Origin of the sequence: uncultured Shimia sp., from assembly GCF_913054185.1 — a bacterium.
Taxonomy (GTDB): domain Bacteria; phylum Pseudomonadota; class Alphaproteobacteria; order Rhodobacterales; family Rhodobacteraceae; genus Shimia.
The window spans coordinates 1-17,741 of record NZ_CAJXIV010000086.1 but is presented as its reverse complement, the minus strand read 5'-3'; the positions used below and the strand labels follow the sequence as shown (position 1 = coordinate 17,741).

General features: G+C 55.8%; 15 protein-coding genes. 6 read left to right on the top strand and 9 right to left on the bottom strand.

The features are described 5' to 3' along the window. The first annotated feature begins 62 nt into the window (after positions 1-62). A complete protein-coding gene (locus QZ517_RS15750) occupies positions 63-1,196 on the top strand; it encodes an alkane 1-monooxygenase (protein ID WP_294228481.1) in 1,134 nt (377 codons plus the stop codon). A gap of 3 nt (positions 1,197-1,199) precedes the next feature. Here QZ517_RS15750 and QZ517_RS15745 read toward each other — a convergent pair whose 3' ends face one another. The 4 genes from QZ517_RS15745 to QZ517_RS15730 all read right to left on the bottom strand — a co-directional run bounded on the left by QZ517_RS15745 (position 1,200) and on the right by QZ517_RS15730 (position 5,297). Beyond that, on the bottom strand, positions 1,200-2,594 hold the full coding sequence (locus QZ517_RS15745) for an adenylate/guanylate cyclase domain-containing protein (RefSeq protein ID WP_294228480.1): 1,395 nt from the start codon (positions 2,592-2,594) through the stop codon (positions 1,200-1,202). Between the two features lie 271 nt (positions 2,595-2,865). Then, positions 2,866-3,981, bottom strand: a complete 1,116-nt coding sequence (locus tag QZ517_RS15740) for a site-specific DNA-methyltransferase (protein ID WP_294228479.1) — start codon at positions 3,979-3,981, stop codon at positions 2,866-2,868. 100 nt (positions 3,982-4,081) lie between these two features. After that, positions 4,082-4,717: a ribonuclease HII gene (locus QZ517_RS15735; protein WP_294228478.1), complete on the bottom strand. Its 636-nt coding sequence runs from the start codon at positions 4,715-4,717 to the stop codon at positions 4,082-4,084. Between the two features lie 121 nt (positions 4,718-4,838). Beyond that, positions 4,839-5,297, bottom strand: coding sequence for a hypothetical protein (locus QZ517_RS15730; protein WP_294228477.1), 459 nt, complete (start codon positions 5,295-5,297; stop codon positions 4,839-4,841). Positions 5,298-5,476: 179 nt separating this feature from the next. On the opposite strand from QZ517_RS15730, the gene QZ517_RS15725 reads away from it, so the two are divergent. The 4 genes from QZ517_RS15725 to QZ517_RS15710 all read left to right on the top strand — a co-directional run bounded on the left by QZ517_RS15725 (position 5,477) and on the right by QZ517_RS15710 (position 9,216). Continuing rightward, positions 5,477-5,767 (top strand): hypothetical protein, encoded by a 291-nt coding sequence (locus QZ517_RS15725; RefSeq protein ID WP_294228475.1) that lies wholly within the window; start codon positions 5,477-5,479, stop codon positions 5,765-5,767. Further along, the gene (locus QZ517_RS15720; protein ID WP_294228474.1) at positions 5,739-6,443 is read left to right on the top strand and encodes a hypothetical protein; all 705 of its coding nucleotides are present in this window, start codon (positions 5,739-5,741) and stop codon (positions 6,441-6,443) included. Before QZ517_RS15725 ends, QZ517_RS15720 begins: the two co-directional genes overlap by 29 nt. A 113-nt stretch (positions 6,444-6,556) precedes the next feature. Continuing rightward, on the top strand, positions 6,557-8,110 hold the full coding sequence (locus QZ517_RS15715; protein WP_294228473.1) for a DUF427 domain-containing protein: 1,554 nt from the start codon (positions 6,557-6,559) through the stop codon (positions 8,108-8,110). Positions 8,111-8,193: 83 nt separating this feature from the next. After that, on the top strand, positions 8,194-9,216 hold the full coding sequence (locus QZ517_RS15710; protein WP_294228483.1) for a LacI family DNA-binding transcriptional regulator: 1,023 nt from the start codon (positions 8,194-8,196) through the stop codon (positions 9,214-9,216). Positions 9,217-9,222: 6 nt separating this feature from the next. Here QZ517_RS15710 and QZ517_RS15705 read toward each other — a convergent pair whose 3' ends face one another. From QZ517_RS15705 to QZ517_RS15690, 4 genes are all read right to left on the bottom strand, one after another. Further along, a complete protein-coding gene (locus QZ517_RS15705; protein ID WP_294228472.1) occupies positions 9,223-10,140 on the bottom strand; it encodes a phosphoadenosine phosphosulfate reductase in 918 nt (305 codons plus the stop codon). Positions 10,141-10,142: 2 nt separating this feature from the next. Next, positions 10,143-11,150 (bottom strand): hypothetical protein, encoded by a 1,008-nt coding sequence (locus QZ517_RS15700; RefSeq protein WP_294228471.1) that lies wholly within the window; start codon positions 11,148-11,150, stop codon positions 10,143-10,145. Positions 11,151-11,234: 84 nt separating this feature from the next. Then, complete coding sequence (locus QZ517_RS15695) at positions 11,235-13,499, bottom strand: glycosyltransferase family 2 protein (protein ID WP_294228470.1); 2,265 nt, start codon at positions 13,497-13,499, stop codon at positions 11,235-11,237. Between the two features lie 41 nt (positions 13,500-13,540). Then, positions 13,541-14,593 carry a glycosyltransferase family 2 protein gene (locus QZ517_RS15690; RefSeq protein ID WP_294228469.1) on the bottom strand — a complete coding sequence of 351 codons (1,053 nt, stop codon included), beginning with the start codon at positions 14,591-14,593 and terminating at the stop codon, positions 13,541-13,543. A gap of 154 nt (positions 14,594-14,747) precedes the next feature. Here QZ517_RS15690 and QZ517_RS15685 point away from each other — a divergent pair, with 154 nt between their 5' ends. Beyond that, a complete protein-coding gene (locus QZ517_RS15685; RefSeq protein WP_366766242.1) occupies positions 14,748-16,454 on the top strand; it encodes an ABC transporter substrate-binding protein in 1,707 nt (568 codons plus the stop codon). A 4-nt stretch (positions 16,455-16,458) separates the two neighbouring features. Here QZ517_RS15685 and QZ517_RS15680 read toward each other — a convergent pair whose 3' ends face one another. Continuing rightward, positions 16,459-17,535 carry a zinc ABC transporter substrate-binding protein gene (locus QZ517_RS15680; RefSeq protein WP_294228468.1) on the bottom strand — a complete coding sequence of 359 codons (1,077 nt, stop codon included), beginning with the start codon at positions 17,533-17,535 and terminating at the stop codon, positions 16,459-16,461. Positions 17,536-17,741 lie beyond the last annotated feature (206 nt).

Below are 17,741 nucleotides of genomic sequence, written 5' to 3'. Positions count from 1 at the left end.
CTCATTGCGCAAAGGAGCGGTTCGCCGCATAGTTTGCGCAACAAGTTCAAAGGACTGTGGTTATGATTGCCTCTTCCCAAGTTGCCAAGTTTGCCAACGCGGTGCCGTTTTGGTGTTCCCTGCTTCTGATCCCATTGGTCTGGATCACCGCCGGGTTGGGCAACTGGTGGGTGCTGTTGGTGCCGTTCACCACATGGTATCTGTTTGCGGCCTTGGACGCGGTCACTGGATTAAACCTTGAGAACGCCGACCTAGACACCACGGATGAACAACTAAAATGGTACCGGATGGTCACACTGATCTGGCCAGCGCTGCAATTTATCACCATCTTTGGGCTGATTTTCTATGCTACGCGGGCGGACCACCTCAGCACCGGCGCCTTAATTGGCGTGTTCTTTGGTGTGGGCGTTATCAGCGGCACCATTGGCATAAACTACAGCCATGAATTGATGCACCAGAAACCCAAATCTGAACGGTGGATGGGGGACATTCTGCTGGCGATGGTGCTCTATTCTCATTTCCGCAGTGAGCACCTGCTGGTGCATCACCGCTACGTTGGCACACCGCGTGATCCTGTGACAGCGCGCTACAACGAAGGTTTCCACCGGTTTTTCCCTCGCGTGCTGCTCGGCTCGCTAAAGTCCTCTTTCAAGGCCGAAAAAGACATGTTGGCGCGCAAAGATTTGCCATGGACGGATCTGTCCAACCCGTTTTTCCGCTATTGGATGCTTCAGGGCGGCATGCTGCTTTTAGCCTTGCTCATCGGAGGCTGGCTCGGGGTGGCTTTGTTTATCTGGCAGGCGTGGATCGCGATCTGGCAACTGGAGCTGGTCAACTACGTGGAACATTACGGTCTGACGCGCAAACATCTCGGCGAAGGCAAATATGAACATGTGAAACCGCATCACAGCTGGAATGCAGCCCACAAAGCCTCCAACTGGCTGTTGATCAATTTGCAGCGGCACTCGGACCATCACTACAAGCCGGATCGCCGCTTCCCGCTCTTGCAGAACTATACCGATGACGAAGCGCCGCAGTTGCCGTTTGGCTATCCGATCATGACGATTGCAGCGATGATCCCGCCGGTCTGGAAAAAGGTGATGAACCCGCGCGTGCGCAAATGGCGGGACATGTATTATCCAGAGGTCACCAATTGGCAGCCCTACAACAAGGCCAAAAATCCACTGCCGAGGTGACGGTCAAACCCCATGATCGTCAGGTCGTTCAAAGGCCCAGACCGTCAGCTTTTCCGCCACGCCACGAATGTCTTGGTCGGTGAATTTTTGCAGCCCGTCGAGGCACTCATCGCCCCCTTCTTTGAGGACCTCATTGCGCATGCCGTCGCTGATCACCAGGCGGGCATTGAGGCCTCGGGTCATACTTTCCAGACGCGAGGCAACATTCACGGTGTTGCCCACAACTGCAAACTCCAAGCGGTTGGCACCAATATCCGCCAAAACCGCCGGCCCGTAGTGCGCCCCAAATCCAACGCGGAGTGGCGGCTGGCCGCTGGCGATGCGAGCATCGTTCCACACATCGACGTCCGCCATCATCTGGCGCACACACCGCAGCGCGTTTTGCGCATCGTGATCTGATGGATTGGGCGTGCCAAACGTCGCCATCAACCCATCGCCGAGATATTTATCCAGCGTGCCTTCGTGGGCAAACACCGCACGTTCCATAAGCCCGTGGAAGTCGCGTAAGGTCTCAATCACCTCTTCAGGCCGACGTGCGGCGGCAAACTCGGTAAACCCAACGATATCCACAAACAGAACGGCAATATCATGAGAGCGAATTTGCTTGAGCGGTTCGTCGTTCTGGCTCAGCTCTTCCACGACGTTGGGTGAGAAATATCGCGATAGGTTGGTCCGTTCCCGTTCCAACGCCGCGTTAGAACGCAACAGGCCGTTAAACCGCCGCATCGAGAGACCCAAAGTGATCGCCACCAAAAGGAAGACAACAACTTCCTGAATGCGCAGGCGGATGTTGAAACTGTTTGGGTCGATTAGAAACGCGAGGTCAGGCCATCCTGGCAGCGCCACACGGATCGCCTCACTCATGTCAGGCAGGGGATCTGTCAGCCAAATTGAGAGGCCCAGCGCAACCATCCACATCGTGGCTGTCCACGTTCCAATGGCGATCACCGTGCGCCACGAGTAGGCCAATGTACCCATGGCGAGGATCAAGAACAGATACTGGAAGTTGCCAAAGCGATATTGCATCGCTTGCGGCCAGTCATCCAGGCCAATGGGGTTAGGCCCAATGATTCCGACAACCATCAACAGCAGGTCCACAAAGATCAGGAACAGCTCCATTTTGGAACGCCCCACACGACCGGCACGGCGAATGAGCCAGCCGTTGACGCAGAGCAAAAACAGAATGAGTTCATAGTAGAACACTTCCGGCCAATGCACGGTGAACAGAAGAAACACGCCGATGATAGACATGGCGACCCAGCGGGCCTTGACCGCCAGATCAAGACCTTCACGCTTGTGGCGTTCCAACACGGCTTCTGTGTAGCTGTCGCTGCGCTCTTCGCCCTCTTCAAACCGATCCAGATAGGCGGTCGATTTGGTTTGCGTCTGCTCGACCATAAACTGGCTCTCCGTTCTCTCGGGCTGAGATAGGTGTTGTGCGCAAGCTTACACCCCTACCGCGACAAAAAAACCCCGCCGGGTTGCGGCGGGGAAGTCTGGATACCTGCGTAGTCAGTTCGGCTACAGGCATCCGGCGGTATAGTTATCTGTGGTATGGTATTTGGCTTGCCCCACGGCACTTTGCGTTTGGTCCGGATCGCCTGTGCGCGTCTCTGCCTTTCAGGCAAACGCGACAAGCGACCCGGGTCTTGGGGTTCCGCAAAATGCTTTAGTTGGGACGCGCCGCCATTTCTGCACGAATTTGCTGACGCAGAAGGTCAATTGGCACCTTCTTGCCTTCGTGTTTGTAAGACCAATAGGTCCAACCGTTACAGCTTGGCGCGCCTTCCAAATGCGCCCCCACCTGATGGATGGAGCCTTTGATATCGTCGCCAATCAACGTGCCATCCGCACGAACTTTGGCTTTGTGACGGCCATTCAGGGAATACAATTCTTCGCCCGGACGCAACATGCCACGTTCCACAAGCTGGCCAAACGGCACGCGAGGTTCGGATCGTTTGGAGGCGGTCACGGTCAGCGCTTCGCGGTCAAACTTACGCACCCGCTTGAGGCGCTTCTCAGCCACTTTGCGATACGCAGCTTCGCGCTCGATGCCGATGTATTCACGGCCCAGCATTTTGGCGACAGCACCGGTGGTGCCAGTGCCAAAGAATGGATCGAGGATCACATCACCCGGATTAGTGGAACCAACCAGCACGCGATGCAACAGGCTTTCCGGCTTCTGTGTTGGATGCGCCTTGTCACCGTTGTCATCTTTCAGACGTTCATGACCAGTGCAAATTGGCAGCACCCAATCAGAACGCATCTGAATGCCTTCGTTGAGCGATTTGAGCGCTTCGTAGTTGAAGGTGTATTTGGCGCCTTCGGATTTGGACGCCCAAATCATGGTTTCATGCGCGTTGGTGAAGCGTTTGCCACGGAAATTTGGCATTGGGTTGGACTTGCGCCAGACCACATCATTGAGAATCCAGAAGCCCTGGTTCTGCAATTCCGCGCCCATGCGGAACACGTTGTGGTAGGAGCCGATCACCCAGATTGCCCCGTTGGGTTTGAGAAGACGGCGCGCCGCCTTCAGCCATTCGCGTGTGAACTTGTCATACGCGGCGAAACTCGAAAACTGGTCCCACTCATCATCAACCGCGTCCACTTTGGAGTTATCTGGACGGTGCAGATCGCCTTTCAACTGAAGGTTATAGGGCGGGTCTGCGAAGATTAGGTCGATGGAGTTTTCAGGCAGACTGTTCATCACTTCGATACAGTCGCCGGACAATATACTATTGATCGGGAGCGCGGACGCGCTCTTCGCTTTGGTCATCGTTTTCATTCTCTGCCTCATTACGGCGCGGTTTTTTTAGTGCGCTCGTTATGTGGATAAGTTTGAGTCAAACACGATTCGGCGTCAATTTCTTTTTTGAATCAGCGAGTTAGTTTTTCGCTTGATACAAGATATTGTGCACAGGCTTAAACGAACGCCTATGATGTGGGGTCACGCCCAGTTTCACCAGCGCCTCTCTGTGCTTTTTGGACGGGTATCCGGCGTTTGTTTCCCATCCGTAACCAGGGAACTGTTGCGCCAAATCCATCATGATGGTGTCGCGCGCTGTTTTGGCCACGATGGATGCGGCGGAAATCGAGAGTGACCGCGCATCCCCCTTTACGATTGCTTCGGAACTTTCACGCAACCCAAGCGGGATCAAGTTGCCGTCGATCAACAAATGATCCGGGGCCGATGACAGCCCCGCGACGGCCCGCTCCATGGCGATGTGGCTGGCGCGCAGGATGTTGTGTTCGTCGATCTCTTCGACCGTGCAGTGGGCGATGCAGACATCCGCCACTTTCAAAATTTCTTCGGTCAGTGCTTCGCGGCGTTTTGCGGTCAGTTTTTTGGAGTCGTTGAGGCCATCTGGGATGTTGTTGGGATCCAGCACCACCGCCGCCGCGGTCACCGGGCCAGCCAAAGGGCCACGCCCCACTTCGTCAACGCCGGCCACACGCATAAAGCCACGGGAAAAGGCTGCGGTCTCTAATGAAAAGTCGGGGACTGTTTTCTCTTTTGTCATACCGCCTTGAGAACCACCTCAGAGACCTATGCGCAAGAAAAAAGCCGGGCAGCCCCTCGTCTGCCCGGCCAGTTGCCGATCTTGCTGTCGGCTTGCACACCACTCGATGTCGGGGATCAGATTAGCGCCAAACCACTTTGTAGCCGTTCTTGCTCAGGCACTGGCTTTTGTAGCCAGCGATGCGGCCATTCACGCCTTTGCGCTTGAAATAGCATTTCTCCGGCAGACGGTAGGCCGGGTATTGCGCGCGGAACAGGCAGCGCTGACCGTAGCCTTGGATAATGCGACCATTTTTGGCTTCAAACCGCTTAGCACAGTGACTTGGCAGCCAAGCTTTGTGCTTTTTCTTGGGTTTGTGGCTCTTTTTGGGTTTCGGCTTTGTCACCTGCTTGGACACCACCGGTGCAGGGTCGGATTTCTTATGATCCGCCACAGCTGCGCCAATCACCGCCAGCGCGGTCACACCAAACAGCAGCGCGGCGATGGCGTCCTCATCCATTGCGTTGGCCCGGGGGGCTGTCGCACCGGTGAGAATGATGGCGATGCTCAGTACGGAGGCGATAAACGATTTGGAAGTCATGGCGAAGTCCTGTTTTTGAATGTTGCCCGGGCTGTGCGCCGGTTTGCTCATTCGTTTTCGCCGATTTCCCAAAAATCTCGCAATATCAGCACCTTGTTATGGGATATCAGCCGTTCTCTCCAACTTGGTTATTGAATAACAGGGAGTTTTCGCGCCAAGGTCGCCCCATGAAACAGCTCATGACACACAGCCTTTGCATTGGCGCCTTACTCGCAACCTTCGCAGCTCCCAGTGTTGCGCTCGCCGCCGAGTGCTACGCCGATTACAAAGCCAAAAAGGATTCACCATTGCGTCTGCATTACGGTGTGATCAACCTCAAAAACGGCTGTGATGCCGAATCCGCAAAGCAAGAAGTTGCCGCACGCATTGGGAAAGACGGGTGGACCTTGTTAAACGTGCTTTCGGTGTTTGACGCCTCAGAACTCTCCGGAAAGGAAGACAGTGCAGGACAATTCTACCTCCGTTATTGAAACGCGGCGCAACGGTGGGCGGATCGTGACACTGGGGATTGGGGCAATTGTCGCCATCCTTCTGGCCTGTGCCGCGTGGCTTCTTTTGACACTGCCAGATGGCAACGCGTTTAACTCTCGTGTTGAACAACTGTTCCTGGAAAACGACACGCTGACAGGACAGGCAGAGATCAAACTGCTGGAAATCCTCGCCCAGTCAGGCACAGCTTTTGCGGACACATTGGCAAGCTACCGCATGGTGATCCTAGTGCTGTTGGTGTTTGCCACCGGCATGATGATTGCGGCCTTAGTGTTCTTGGTGGGCCTGATCAGCATGAACCGCCGTATGGCACAGATTGAACGGGCCGGGATTCAAGTGACCTCATTGATTGTCAGCCGGGAAGAGAAGACGGTTTACCTCAACGAGATGGGCTTCAAACTGACGGATGCCGCCATGGAAACACTCTCCGTTTTGGCGGAGGCGCGCATGGATGACGACGTGCTGTCCGGTGTGGAGTTGGAAAGCGTGATCTCCGGCAAACCCTCAACCGACTGCGAGGAAGCGGCCGGCGCGACACGCATCAAACGGCTGCGGGACTCGCTGGGGAACCAGATGGTCAGTCAGCTTTTGGTCAAGAACATCGCTCGCAAAGGCTATGTGCTCTCGATCGACAAAGATGTGATAGAAGTGCTCTGAGGGTGCGGCACACAATTGATTGATGTGCCGTCCGTCCTCTTGTTTGCCTTTTGTTCACACCCCACATAGGGGAGACCGCGTGACACGGGTGACGATCAGGGAAGGATCAGGGCATGGAAGGTTCACGTTTTGGCGCCAATGCGGGCTACGGGATTGAGATCAAACCCATCGCCTCCACCGTGCGAGTTCTGCGCGACGGACAGGTTTTGGCGCAAAGCAACAATGCCAAAGTCATGTATGAAACGCGGCTGACACCGCAGATCTACATCCCCAAAGATGACATAACGGCACCGCTGTCTGAGCAAACCGACCTAAAGACGTTCTGCCCTTTCAAAGGCACCGCCCGCTATCGCGATATCTTGCTGGACGGCAACAGCGTTTCAAATGGCGTTTGGTCTTATGATGATGCCATGCCCGAAAGTGGCGGCATCAACGGCCACATCGCATTTATGCCCGCGGCCCAAGTTGACTATGATTTGGGGGGCGTGGAACTGGACCCGGTGGCAGATGGCAATATCACCGGCCCCTTGGTGGATTGGCTGATGCGTGGGGCGGCGTTCGAAAAAACCCCCGAAGATTTCCTCGGTGCCCTTGGCAAAAAAATGCTCGAGCATGGCATCGCCGTTTCCCGCGTCAGCGCAATGATCTGGTCTTTGCATCCGCTGATTGCTGGCAAGAATTACATCTGGAAGCGGGACGAGGATGAAATCACCACCTTTGCACCGTCCTACGAGCTGTATGATCATCCGGCGTTCCAAAACAGCCCACTGAGTTACGTGTCCAAAGGTCTTGGCGGGGTGCGTCAGAAGCTGGAATGTGAGAGCAAAGATATGCAGTTCCCGTTTATGCAGGAGCTGAAAGAGGACGGCGCGACAGACTATGTCGCCATGCCTTTGTTTTTCTCCGACGGTCAGATCAACGTCTTTACCTTGACCAGCGATCATCCGGACGGGTTCACCACGGCCAATTTGGGGCTGATCTTTGAAGTCTCCAGCGTGATCAGCCGGTTCTTTGAGGTGTTCACCCAAAAGGAAAACGCGCAATCCCTGTTGGAAACCTATGTAGGCCGGCGCACCGGCGCACGGGTTCTGGGGGGCGAAATCCGTCGTGGGGATGGCGATGACATCGACGCCGCCATCATGTTTTGCGACCTGCGCGGCTCCACCCGACTGGAAGAAGAACTGGGCCGCAAAGATTACATCGACCTGCTCAACACGTTTTTTGATACCGCCTCCTCAATTGTGCATGCACATGGGGGGGAAGTGCTGAAGTTCATTGGCGACGCTGTGCTGGCGGTGTTCCCAGACACCGAGGACGGCACCGATGCCGGGGCTGAGGCGCTACAGGCCGCGCGCGAGATTGTTGCCAAGCTGGCGGAACTGCGTGAGGAAGATCCAAACCGGTGTTGTGAGTGCTCGATTGGCATTTGCTATGGGCAAGTCACCTACGGCAACGTTGGCTCGCAAGAACGGCTGGACTTCACAGTCATTGGCCGCCCGGCAAACATCGCCGCGCGCTTGGGTGATTATGGCAAAACCGTAGGCCACCGGATTGTGGCCTCTGGACGCGTGGCGCAGCACGCACCTGACAGCAAACCGCTTGGGCCCGTGTCCCTACACAACGTGAAAGAGCCGGTCGAGAGTTTTGCGATTTCGGCGGACATGTAAATCTGAGCACATATGCGCAAGCAGCCAAAGCTTGAATAGGCGCGACTGATCGCGGTAACATTCCGATAGTCTTATCGGGAAGAATATCAGTGACTCAGAAAAACCGTTCCTTGACCCTTCGTGACGTTTCAGAAGCTTCGGGGGTGTCCGAGATGACGGTCAGCCGCGTATTGCGCAACCGCGGGGACGTGTCTGCGACCACACGTGACAAGGTGCTCACGGCAGCCAAAGAGCTTGGCTATGTGCCCAACAAAATTGCCGGTGCGCTTGCCAGCCAACGGGTGAACCTTGTTGCGGTGATTATCCCGTCGCTGTCCAACATGGTGTTCCCTGAAGTTCTGAGCGGGATCAGTCAGGTGTTGGAAGACACCGAATTGCAGCCGGTTGTCGGCGTGACTGATTATCTCCCTGAAAAAGAAGAGAAAGTTCTCTACGAAATGCTGTCCTGGCGGCCATCTGGCGTGATCATTGCAGGGTTGGAGCACACCGAGGCCTCGCGTGCCATGCTACACGCCAGCGGCATTCCAGTTGTCGAAATTATGGACACCGATGGAGAGCCAATTGATGCCATGGTTGGTATTTCACACCGCCGAGCTGGCCGTGAAATGGCCGCGGAAATCCTGAAAGCGGGCTACAAAAAAATTGCCTTCCTCGGCACAAAAATGCCGCTCGATCACCGCGCCCGCAAACGCTTTGAAGGCTTCACCGAGGTGCTTGCCAAATCCGGCGTTGAAGTGGTGGATCGGGAATTCTATTCCGGTGGGTCTGCCTTGGCGAAAGGTCGCGAAATGACCGAAGCCGTTCTGGAGCGCAGCCCGGACGTGGATTTCATCTATTACAGCAACGACATGATTGGCGCCGGCGGTCTGCTCTACCTGTTGGAGAAAGGCATCGACGTGCCTGGGCAGATTGGCCTCGCCGGGTTTAATGGCGTGGAGCTGCTACAAGGCTTGCCACGTCAACTTGCCACAATGGACGCCTGCCGCCGCGAGATTGGCACAAAGGCGGCAGAGATCATTGCCGCCCGCGTGAATGACGTTGAAAAAGACGGCCAAATCACGCTCGCGCCAACCATCAGCTTTGGTGACACATTGCGTGACGCTTAAGGGGTTTTAGCCAGCCAGTTTGGCACGAGCTGCGTTTAGGGCCTTGCGGAAGTTTGGCCCGCGTCGCCGCGCGAGCACAGCTGAACAATAGTTCGCAATCAACCACGGCCGCCCATCGGCAAGAACGGTGTTGAGCATCTCTTTCTGATACCGCCCGACTTCACGGCGCGCGCGCATCATGCCGTAAAATTTGCTGGCGGTCATATCGCCAGAAACACAGCTCTCAATAACTGGTTTTAGCAGCCCAAGCATGATCCAAAGGGACGCAATCCGGTGCCCCATGTAACGGCAGCGGTATTTGCGCACGTTCGCGCCTCGGAACAGCGCCGCGTGCATGGCATCAAGCCCCATACGCGGATCGTAGAAAATATTCACCGCCGCCGCGTCCGCGATCATGTCTGGGCCGTAGGCGTACCGCCCGCCAAAGTCGCGGTGCCAGGCCTTGCGGTAGCGGGTTTCCCAGCTGGCGATCTCCCGGTCCAATGTGGCCTGAGGTGAGATACAAATGACCGTTGCTCCAGGTGCGGCAGCAGAGAACACAGAGGCCGCATAAGCCCCCATGGAGGCGCCATAAAACACCACTTTGTCAAACTGCTCAAAGAAGCCTTCGTCCCGCAAGCGATCAAAGAAATCAAACACATCCTCGTCGCGATACCAGGACCAGCCATGCGCCATCATGCCCAGCATGGACCAACCACGGGATGTGACAAAGTTGTACCCCCACGGCATGCGCTCAGCGCTGTCTTCATAAACGTGATCAAGGTTTTCAAAGGTCACAATCAGGGTTTTGCCCTGTTTGATATAGAGCGCGGAGTGCTCGTCACCCAGTTCTTCAAAAAAACCCCGCTCGGCGCCGACCTCTTTCAAGTTGCTTTGCCAATCCGTTTGGCTGGGCGCGTCAGCGGTGATGTCTCCGTCCGCCACGCTCAGCCCTCCCGAAAAAGGCTGGGAGCGCCCTCAATCAACTGAGTACGCCACTGCTTGATCTGCCCGGTTTCCACCAGAAAATCACGCGACAGCTTCTCCACGGAGGCTTCCCCTTTGAGAGATTCAATCGCCACCTTGGCCTGAAACTCCGGATCGGTGACCGGGGCTTTGTCTGTTTTCTTCTTTGGCGCGATCAGCGCGGCATCCGGGTCAATGTCGTGCTTCTGCATCACCTTATGCATAAACGAGCCGCGACGCGGGCGGTTGTTCTCTTTCTCTTCCAAACGCGGCTTCATGCGACGCGCCCAGAAATGCACTGCTTTGGTTTCTTCGGTCAGCCAGTCCTTTTCAATGTCAAAGCGGCTCTGGATCATTTTGTTGCGGTCTTTGAACGACACTGGATAAAACGCTGCCTCAGGCTCCGCGTATTTGATCTCACCGGATTGTTGCAGGAAGTAAGTCACGGCCGCCGGGCCGGTAAAACCCCAGTTCTGCTCGGTCATATGCACCGGACGACCGGCGTCTTTCTCCGCTTGCAGCTCTTTTTGCTGCCACGGCTTCAACCAAGGTCCAATGGCGTATTCGTCTTCAAAGAACTCCAGCATGGCGTTCAAAGCCTTGGAGGTTTTTGGAAGGCCCAGCACGGCATTGCACACCAGCCCGTCTTTCTCCCAGCCAAATACCGATTTGCGGGTGTAGTTGAACGGACGGTAACAATACACGTCCGCGTCCACCCAGATTTTGTCGGTCTGCTTCAACATGTTGAGACGCCACAAATCGGCGTGAATCGCCGGGCTGCCGGTGCGCGCGTGACGGTGCATGGGCTCGCCCGGGAAAATCTCTGCGGCATCCGCGGCGTGCACCCCTTCCGGTACGTTGGTGATCTCTTCGTAGCTGTAAAGCGTGGTGTGATGGCCCGCGTCGGCAAAGGACTTCAGGCACAACTGCTCCAACCAGGAAAGCTGCCCGCCGATCCATAGGGATGCGATTTCAGGAAGTTTGGCCATTTTACCTCAACCTTTGTTCTTACTTTGGAAACAGTTTACGCGGAAACCATTGGGCTGTCTTCGGAAATTCCACGACAATTTGTGTTAGTGCGCCGTGTCTTGCTTCTCAACTGTGAAGAAGAAATCGTCCGGCAATTCCCGTTCAACCACCCAATCCGGGATCACTTCTGGACCAGCCAAAAACACGTTGGCGCCAAAATGCGGATGCAAACGGGCCAACCGTTCCTGACGTGCGCTGGTCAGGTCCTCATAGAACTTGCTGTAGTTGGACGTTTCCTTAAGCGCATCGATTTTATCGCGGTGACGATCCACGGAAAAGGCATGGGCTTCGGCAATCTCCGGGTCTGACAAAAACTTGTCCATTTCGGCCTGCATGGCGGGGATCATGCGCTGAATTGAGGTTTCTTCTTCGGTGTTGTTGTTCATCCGGAACCAATAGGCCATGCCCTGATCCCGATCGACGTGGTTCACACGGCCGCGGTCCCGCTTCACCAAAAAGCTTTCTGCGGAACGCACCGCATAGTGGTTGAGCTGTACCAGATCATAGCCAATGGTGTCCGTTGTCGAGCGCCACGCGTTTCGGAACATGTCTTTCGGCAGGTTCTGCCCGGAGCCATTCACCCAATTGATATGGGTCCAAAGCTGTGGATTGAGGCCTTTGGGACGGTGCACGCCGAGTTTCTTGAACAGACCGATGTTGCGATAGAGTGTCTTGAAGCCCCAGGCTTGGTGCGGTTTGCGGGTCATTTCACGGGCGCAGCGGGTGAATTGCGCCATAAGCGGCGCATCCGCGAATTCATGCACGTCTGAATTGCCAAACAGCCGCCACGTGCAGGAAATCAAATTGGCGTCGCCCACCGCTTCAAACAGCGCGGGCAGCGTTCCATCACCCACTTTTACATTGATGAACTCATCCACATCCATAGAGATCACCCAGTCCGCCTTTTGGATGATTTCTTCTTTTTCCCCCGCCTGCAACGCGGCGTGTTGCGGCTTCAGATTGGTGCCTTTGAACGGGTTGTCGCGGTGCTGCACAAAGCCTTTTTCCTGCAACAGGTCGAGAAATGTGTCTGTGCCATCGTTGCAATCATTGGTGTAGACCAGCACATCCTTCACCCCAATGGCGCGGTGGTAGGCCAGCCATTCGAGAATAAACGGACCTTCGTTTTTCATGCATGTGATGATGGCCACGTCATTGTCGGCAGGATCCACTTTGGGAGCTGTGATCTCCGGCATGCGGATGGGTTTGTGGTCAAACTTCTTCTTGGAGAGTTTGATCAGGTCGGTCTCTTCGATCAGCGAGGTTTTGGGCACAATCTGCCCGGCAGAGTCAGTTGGATGGCGCAACCCCATACAGCGGTAGAACTTCACCCACTCGTCCGGCTCAGGACGCGCCGCCACCACACGGATCAATCGCCAAACCACGTTGGGCCCGGTTTTCTGCGGTGCCACCACCCAGCGTCGGCGCATTTTGGTAGCATCAAACTGCACGCAAATATGATCGCCGTGGCTGACCTCATCATCATTGCGCACCCGCCACGGATAACAATGCTGCCCAACCAGCGTCACCACGCCTGACGACGACTTCACCGCCATATCGAAAATCGTGCGACCTTTGGTGGCTTTGCCTTTGGTCTGTGTGACCAAATCAGAGATATCAAGCAACGCCACAGCCCGCGCGGTATTGAGCCAGCGATAGCGGATCATCTCAATCAGTTGCAATTCCGCCAATGGGGAATCCCACGGCGATGGCTCCGGGATCTGCATCCGGTCTTTGCCCGGCGCATCCGGCGCGTTGTAGGGGTGTGCCTCTGCCGGCAAATCCGGCGCGCCCAAAGGTGCGTCAACACGCAACACCATGACCTGTTTCAGGCCTTTGATTGATGAAACCCCGGTCTCAAGCTCTGCCAAATAAGCCGCATCTGTCCCCGGCTTGGCCCGATCCAGGATCACGGCCCCTTGCAAGTTGTGGGCCTGCGCGTGGTAGGCCAACCAATCCAACGTGGATTGCACTGTCTCCCCATTGCGCACCGCCAACATCACGTTGAGCGTCGCAAACACATCCAACTCTTGCGGCTGCACAGGAAGTACGTGCTCCGCACCCTCCACCAGAATGACAGGCGCATCCTCTGCGTGGGACAGCTTCAAGATGAGCCCGTTGCCTACGCTCCGGCGATCGAGAACTTTGGTGTTACCACCCGCTTTGACCTCGTCTTTGCCAAGACCCGTCTTAAAAAATGCGAGGCTTTCAAAGGTATCAGACGCATCCAACGCCACACAAGACAGCACCGCGCCACCCGGCACATCTGTTGGTATCAGTTCACGATAGTGAAACGCCGCTTTGCCCATACTCTGGCCCTTGTTTTACACTGCCTGCCCGCACGTTTGTGTCAGGAATTCTTATAGTTGGCCTGTTGATACCACTTTACCAGCTGACGCTGCAAATCGCGAGATGGCACCTGACTGCTACCGGCACACAAGATTTGCGACATCAACTCCTGCACCTCAGGCTGCTGGATCAAATGATCAAACCGTTCGCGGTGCCATTGGACGCCTGCCGCATGCACCTCGGCAACGCCCTCAACTGCCAGCAACCGCTGCAATTCCCGATCGGTCCCGGCGCGCATCTTCGCAATGGAGGTATTGTCCTCGGTGTTGAAATTGCGCTCCACCCAATAGGCCAAATCAACCTTTTTGGTGGCCCGGTTGGGCAACCCACGATCCCGCTTCACGGCAAAGGCCGCCGCAGAGCGCACCGCGTAGTGGTTCAATTCCACAAGGTCACGCGCCACGCCCAAATCGTAGAGCGACAGTCGCTGAGGATTTTGGACCAAGAACGGTTGTACAGGCTTGCCCGACCCATCCACGATCTTGGGCTCGCCGGCCTTGTCAGGGTCTTTTTGTTTGGGGCGATGCACCCCCAATTGGTTAAACGGCCCTTTGGCGCGAAACAGGGTTTTGAACAGGCTCGCCGCCACGGGATATTGGGCGGACGCTGGAATGCACCGCGTAAACTGTTCCGTCACAGGCAGATCGTCGATTGCGACACGGTCATTATTGCCAAAAAGCCGCCACGGCAGAACAATTGCATCGGTTTCAGAGGGGACATTGGCAATCAAATCCGTGAGCTGATGACCCGGCACGTGGATGTTCACAAACTCATCTACGTCCGTGACCAGGATCCAATCGGCCTGTTTGCGCAGCGGATGTTTCCACGCCTGACGCAGCGCCTGCCACTGAATGCTTTTGCCTGGCTCTGGCACATGCGGAACATGCACAACCTCGCCAGCCTCAGCCAACAAAGACAACATCGTTTCGGTGCCATCATCACAGTCATTGGAGTAAATCAGGAAGTCCGTCACCCCCGCCGCACGATGGTGCGCAATCCACTCCAATAGGTATGGCGCTTCATTTCGCACCGATGTGACGCTGAGTATGCGCAAGTAACTGGCCTCAAAGTTTGTTTGAACTGTACATACCACAGCGAGTGGGCGCCGCTAAACCGCTCTAAAGAAAAACATCTTAAGCTGAGTCCTGCCGGAAACACCTGACAGATCACAGGCTTATGTCTTGCCCCAGAGATGAAGCCGGTGAAGAATGACTGTTAGCCCCCTCCGATCTCTGGACGCCAAAGAGGACGCCATGCCCTTCTTCAAACGCAACGGACGCCCGATGCCAACCGCCCTCCTCCAAAATGCGGAGGCCGCGCGGCAGGGTGAGCTAGATCGACGGGAATTCTTGGCACTGGCTTGCGCGTTTGGCGCAACCGGCGCCACAGCTTACGGGATGCTAGGGTTGCCATCTCCTGCGGCGGCACAGACATTGCCCAAACAAGGCGGCACTGTGCGCATTCAACAGGAGGTGCGCGCGCTGAAAGATCCACGCCTGTTTGATTGGCCACAGATTGCCAACTTCACGCGTGGGTGGTTGGAAACGCTTGTCACCTATGAAACCGACGGCACCTTCAAGCCCGCTTTGCTCGAAAGTTGGGATATTTCCGACGACGCCAAAACCTACACGCTATATGTGCGCCAAGGGGTAACTTGGAACAACGGAACCGCTTTCACCGCAGAGGACGTGGCGCGCAACATTCGTGGCTGGTGCGATCGCGATTTGACTGGAAACTCGATGGCCGGGCGCTTTGCAACATTGATCGATTCAGACACCAATCAGGTATTGGACGGCGCCGTCGAGGTGGTTGACGCCCACACGGTGCAGCTCAACCTACCCAAACCCGACGTCTCCCTGATCCCTGGCATGGCAGATTACCCAGCCGCCATTGTGCCGGAAGGCTTTGACCCAGAAACGATGCTCTCCAATCCTGTTGGCACCGGGCCTTACCTGCCAGAATCACTGGTTCCGGGTGAGCGCGGCATTCTTGTGCGCAACCCAGCACACACATGGTGGAACGCCAACAATGGGGCCTGGATGGATCGGATTGAGTTTCTTGATTTCGGCACTGACCCTGCCGCCTGGGCGCGCGCCGCACGGGATGGGGCGATTGATATGACTTATTCGGTTGATGGCGAATACGCCGACCTGATCGCGAATTTTGACGGCTGGACCAAACATAATGTGATCTCCATGGCCACTGTGGTTGTCCGGCCCAATCAAAAGGCAGACGTCGGCGGGATCAAACCTTATGCAGACGTACGGGTGCGCCAAGCCATTATGAAGGCAGTCGACAACACAATCTTACTGGAACTTGGCAATGACGGGCGTGGCGCAGTGGCGCAAAACCACCACATAGGTCCCGCCCACCCGGAATACACCGACATCGGTTTGCCAGACCATGATCCTGCCGGCGCCTTGGACCTGCTCAAAGAGGTTGGGGCGGAGGCGTTTGAAATGGAGCTGCACACCATCGACGATGCCTGGCGCAAAAACACCACTGATGCGGTGGTGGCGCAACTGCGTGATGCCGGTTTCAAAGCCAAGACGCGGGTTGTGCCGGGCAACACCTATTGGGAGAACTGGAACACTTTCCCGTTCAGCGCGACTGATTGGAACCACCGGCCACTGGGGGTGCAAATCTGGGCCTTGGCCTATCGCAGTGGCGAAGCGTGGAACGAGTTTGGTTATGCCAATCCGGAATTTGATGCGCTTCTAGACGAGGCGCTTGGCACGTTAGACATCGAAAAACGTCGCGCATTGGTCGCACGTGGCGAGAAAATCCTTCAGGATGACGCCGTCACCATTCAACCGTATTGGCGGGCTTTGGCAAACCACACGGTTGACGGGTTGCAAGGCGGGGCGCATCACATTTCGTTTGAAATCCGCCCCGCAGAGTTGCATTGGACCTAACCGCTTAGTGCGACAGGCAGGCCTCAAACTGGTTTGCCAACGTCTGGATCAGTTCAGGATAGTTTGGCGTGTCTTGTTTTGCACCGGTTGGGTCCAGCTCTTCGGAATGTAGGTCCAATCCTTCACTAATTGCAGCCACGATGTCATCGTTAAACTGCGGTTCTGTGAAGACACAGGTGATGTGGTTGTCGGTTAGAACGTCCTGAATAGCTTTCAAACGCGCAGCACTTGGAGAGGCCCCATCGCCATTGAGAAACGCGCCGGATGCCGCCAGATCAAACCGGGTCTCAAAATACTGATACGCATCGTGAAACACCACAAAGCCTGTGTCATTCAACGGCGCCAGCTGTTCAGAGATGGAGACCGTAAGTGCAGCCAACTCTGCGTCCAAGTCTGTGGCATTGGCGCGATAGGCTGCGGCGTTGTCCGGGTCCATTTCTGACAGCGTCAAAGCGATCGCATTTGCCCAGTAACGCGCGTTTTCAGGGTCGAGCCACGCGTGCGGGTCTACGCCTTCGTGGCTGTGACCGTCATGGGAGGCGTGTGCGTCAGACTCCTCATCGTGCTCGTTTTTTTCCTCATGATTTTCATGGCCGTCTTTGTGCTCGGCATGCTCATCGTGCGTTTCATGGTCATTGTGATCCGCATGATCATCGTGATCGTCATGGTGATCTTCATCGTGCTTGCCATGGTCATGGGCATCTTTACCGCCCAAGGACAACTCAATGAATGTCTCACTCTCGCGGAATTCCAACTCACGGGTACCATTTAGGTGCAACAGCTCCAGCGCCTGCGCCTTGCCAGCCAGCGACTCAATCGAATCCTTGAGCATGGGTGTCAGATCGGTCCCAACCCAAACCACCAAATCTGCATTTTGCAGGGCACGTGCCTCAGAAGGGCGCATGGCGTAATCATGTGGGGAAACATTGGCTGGCAAAAGCTGTTTGGACGTGCCCACCCCTTCCATCACCTTGGCCACAAGCGCTTGAATCGGCGCAATATCTGTCACGACCTTTGGCACGTCGGCCTGTGCGGAAAGTGCTACAAGGGAGGCCGCGATGGCCGTACTGATGATTCGCATGAGGGAAGCCTCTGAGTTGAAGATTTGTGCTGGCTCTATTCGAAATGTTATACTATATCAAGTCATCCTTTGAACGGAGAGGCGCCATGCAAACAGTTGGCTTCGGACAGCACGATCATTCGGCCTGTGTGGGTGGTGGCATGAAAGCCGCCGAAGACGTCTGCGCAGCGCAGGGCTTGCGCCTCACCAAAGGACGTCGGCGTGTG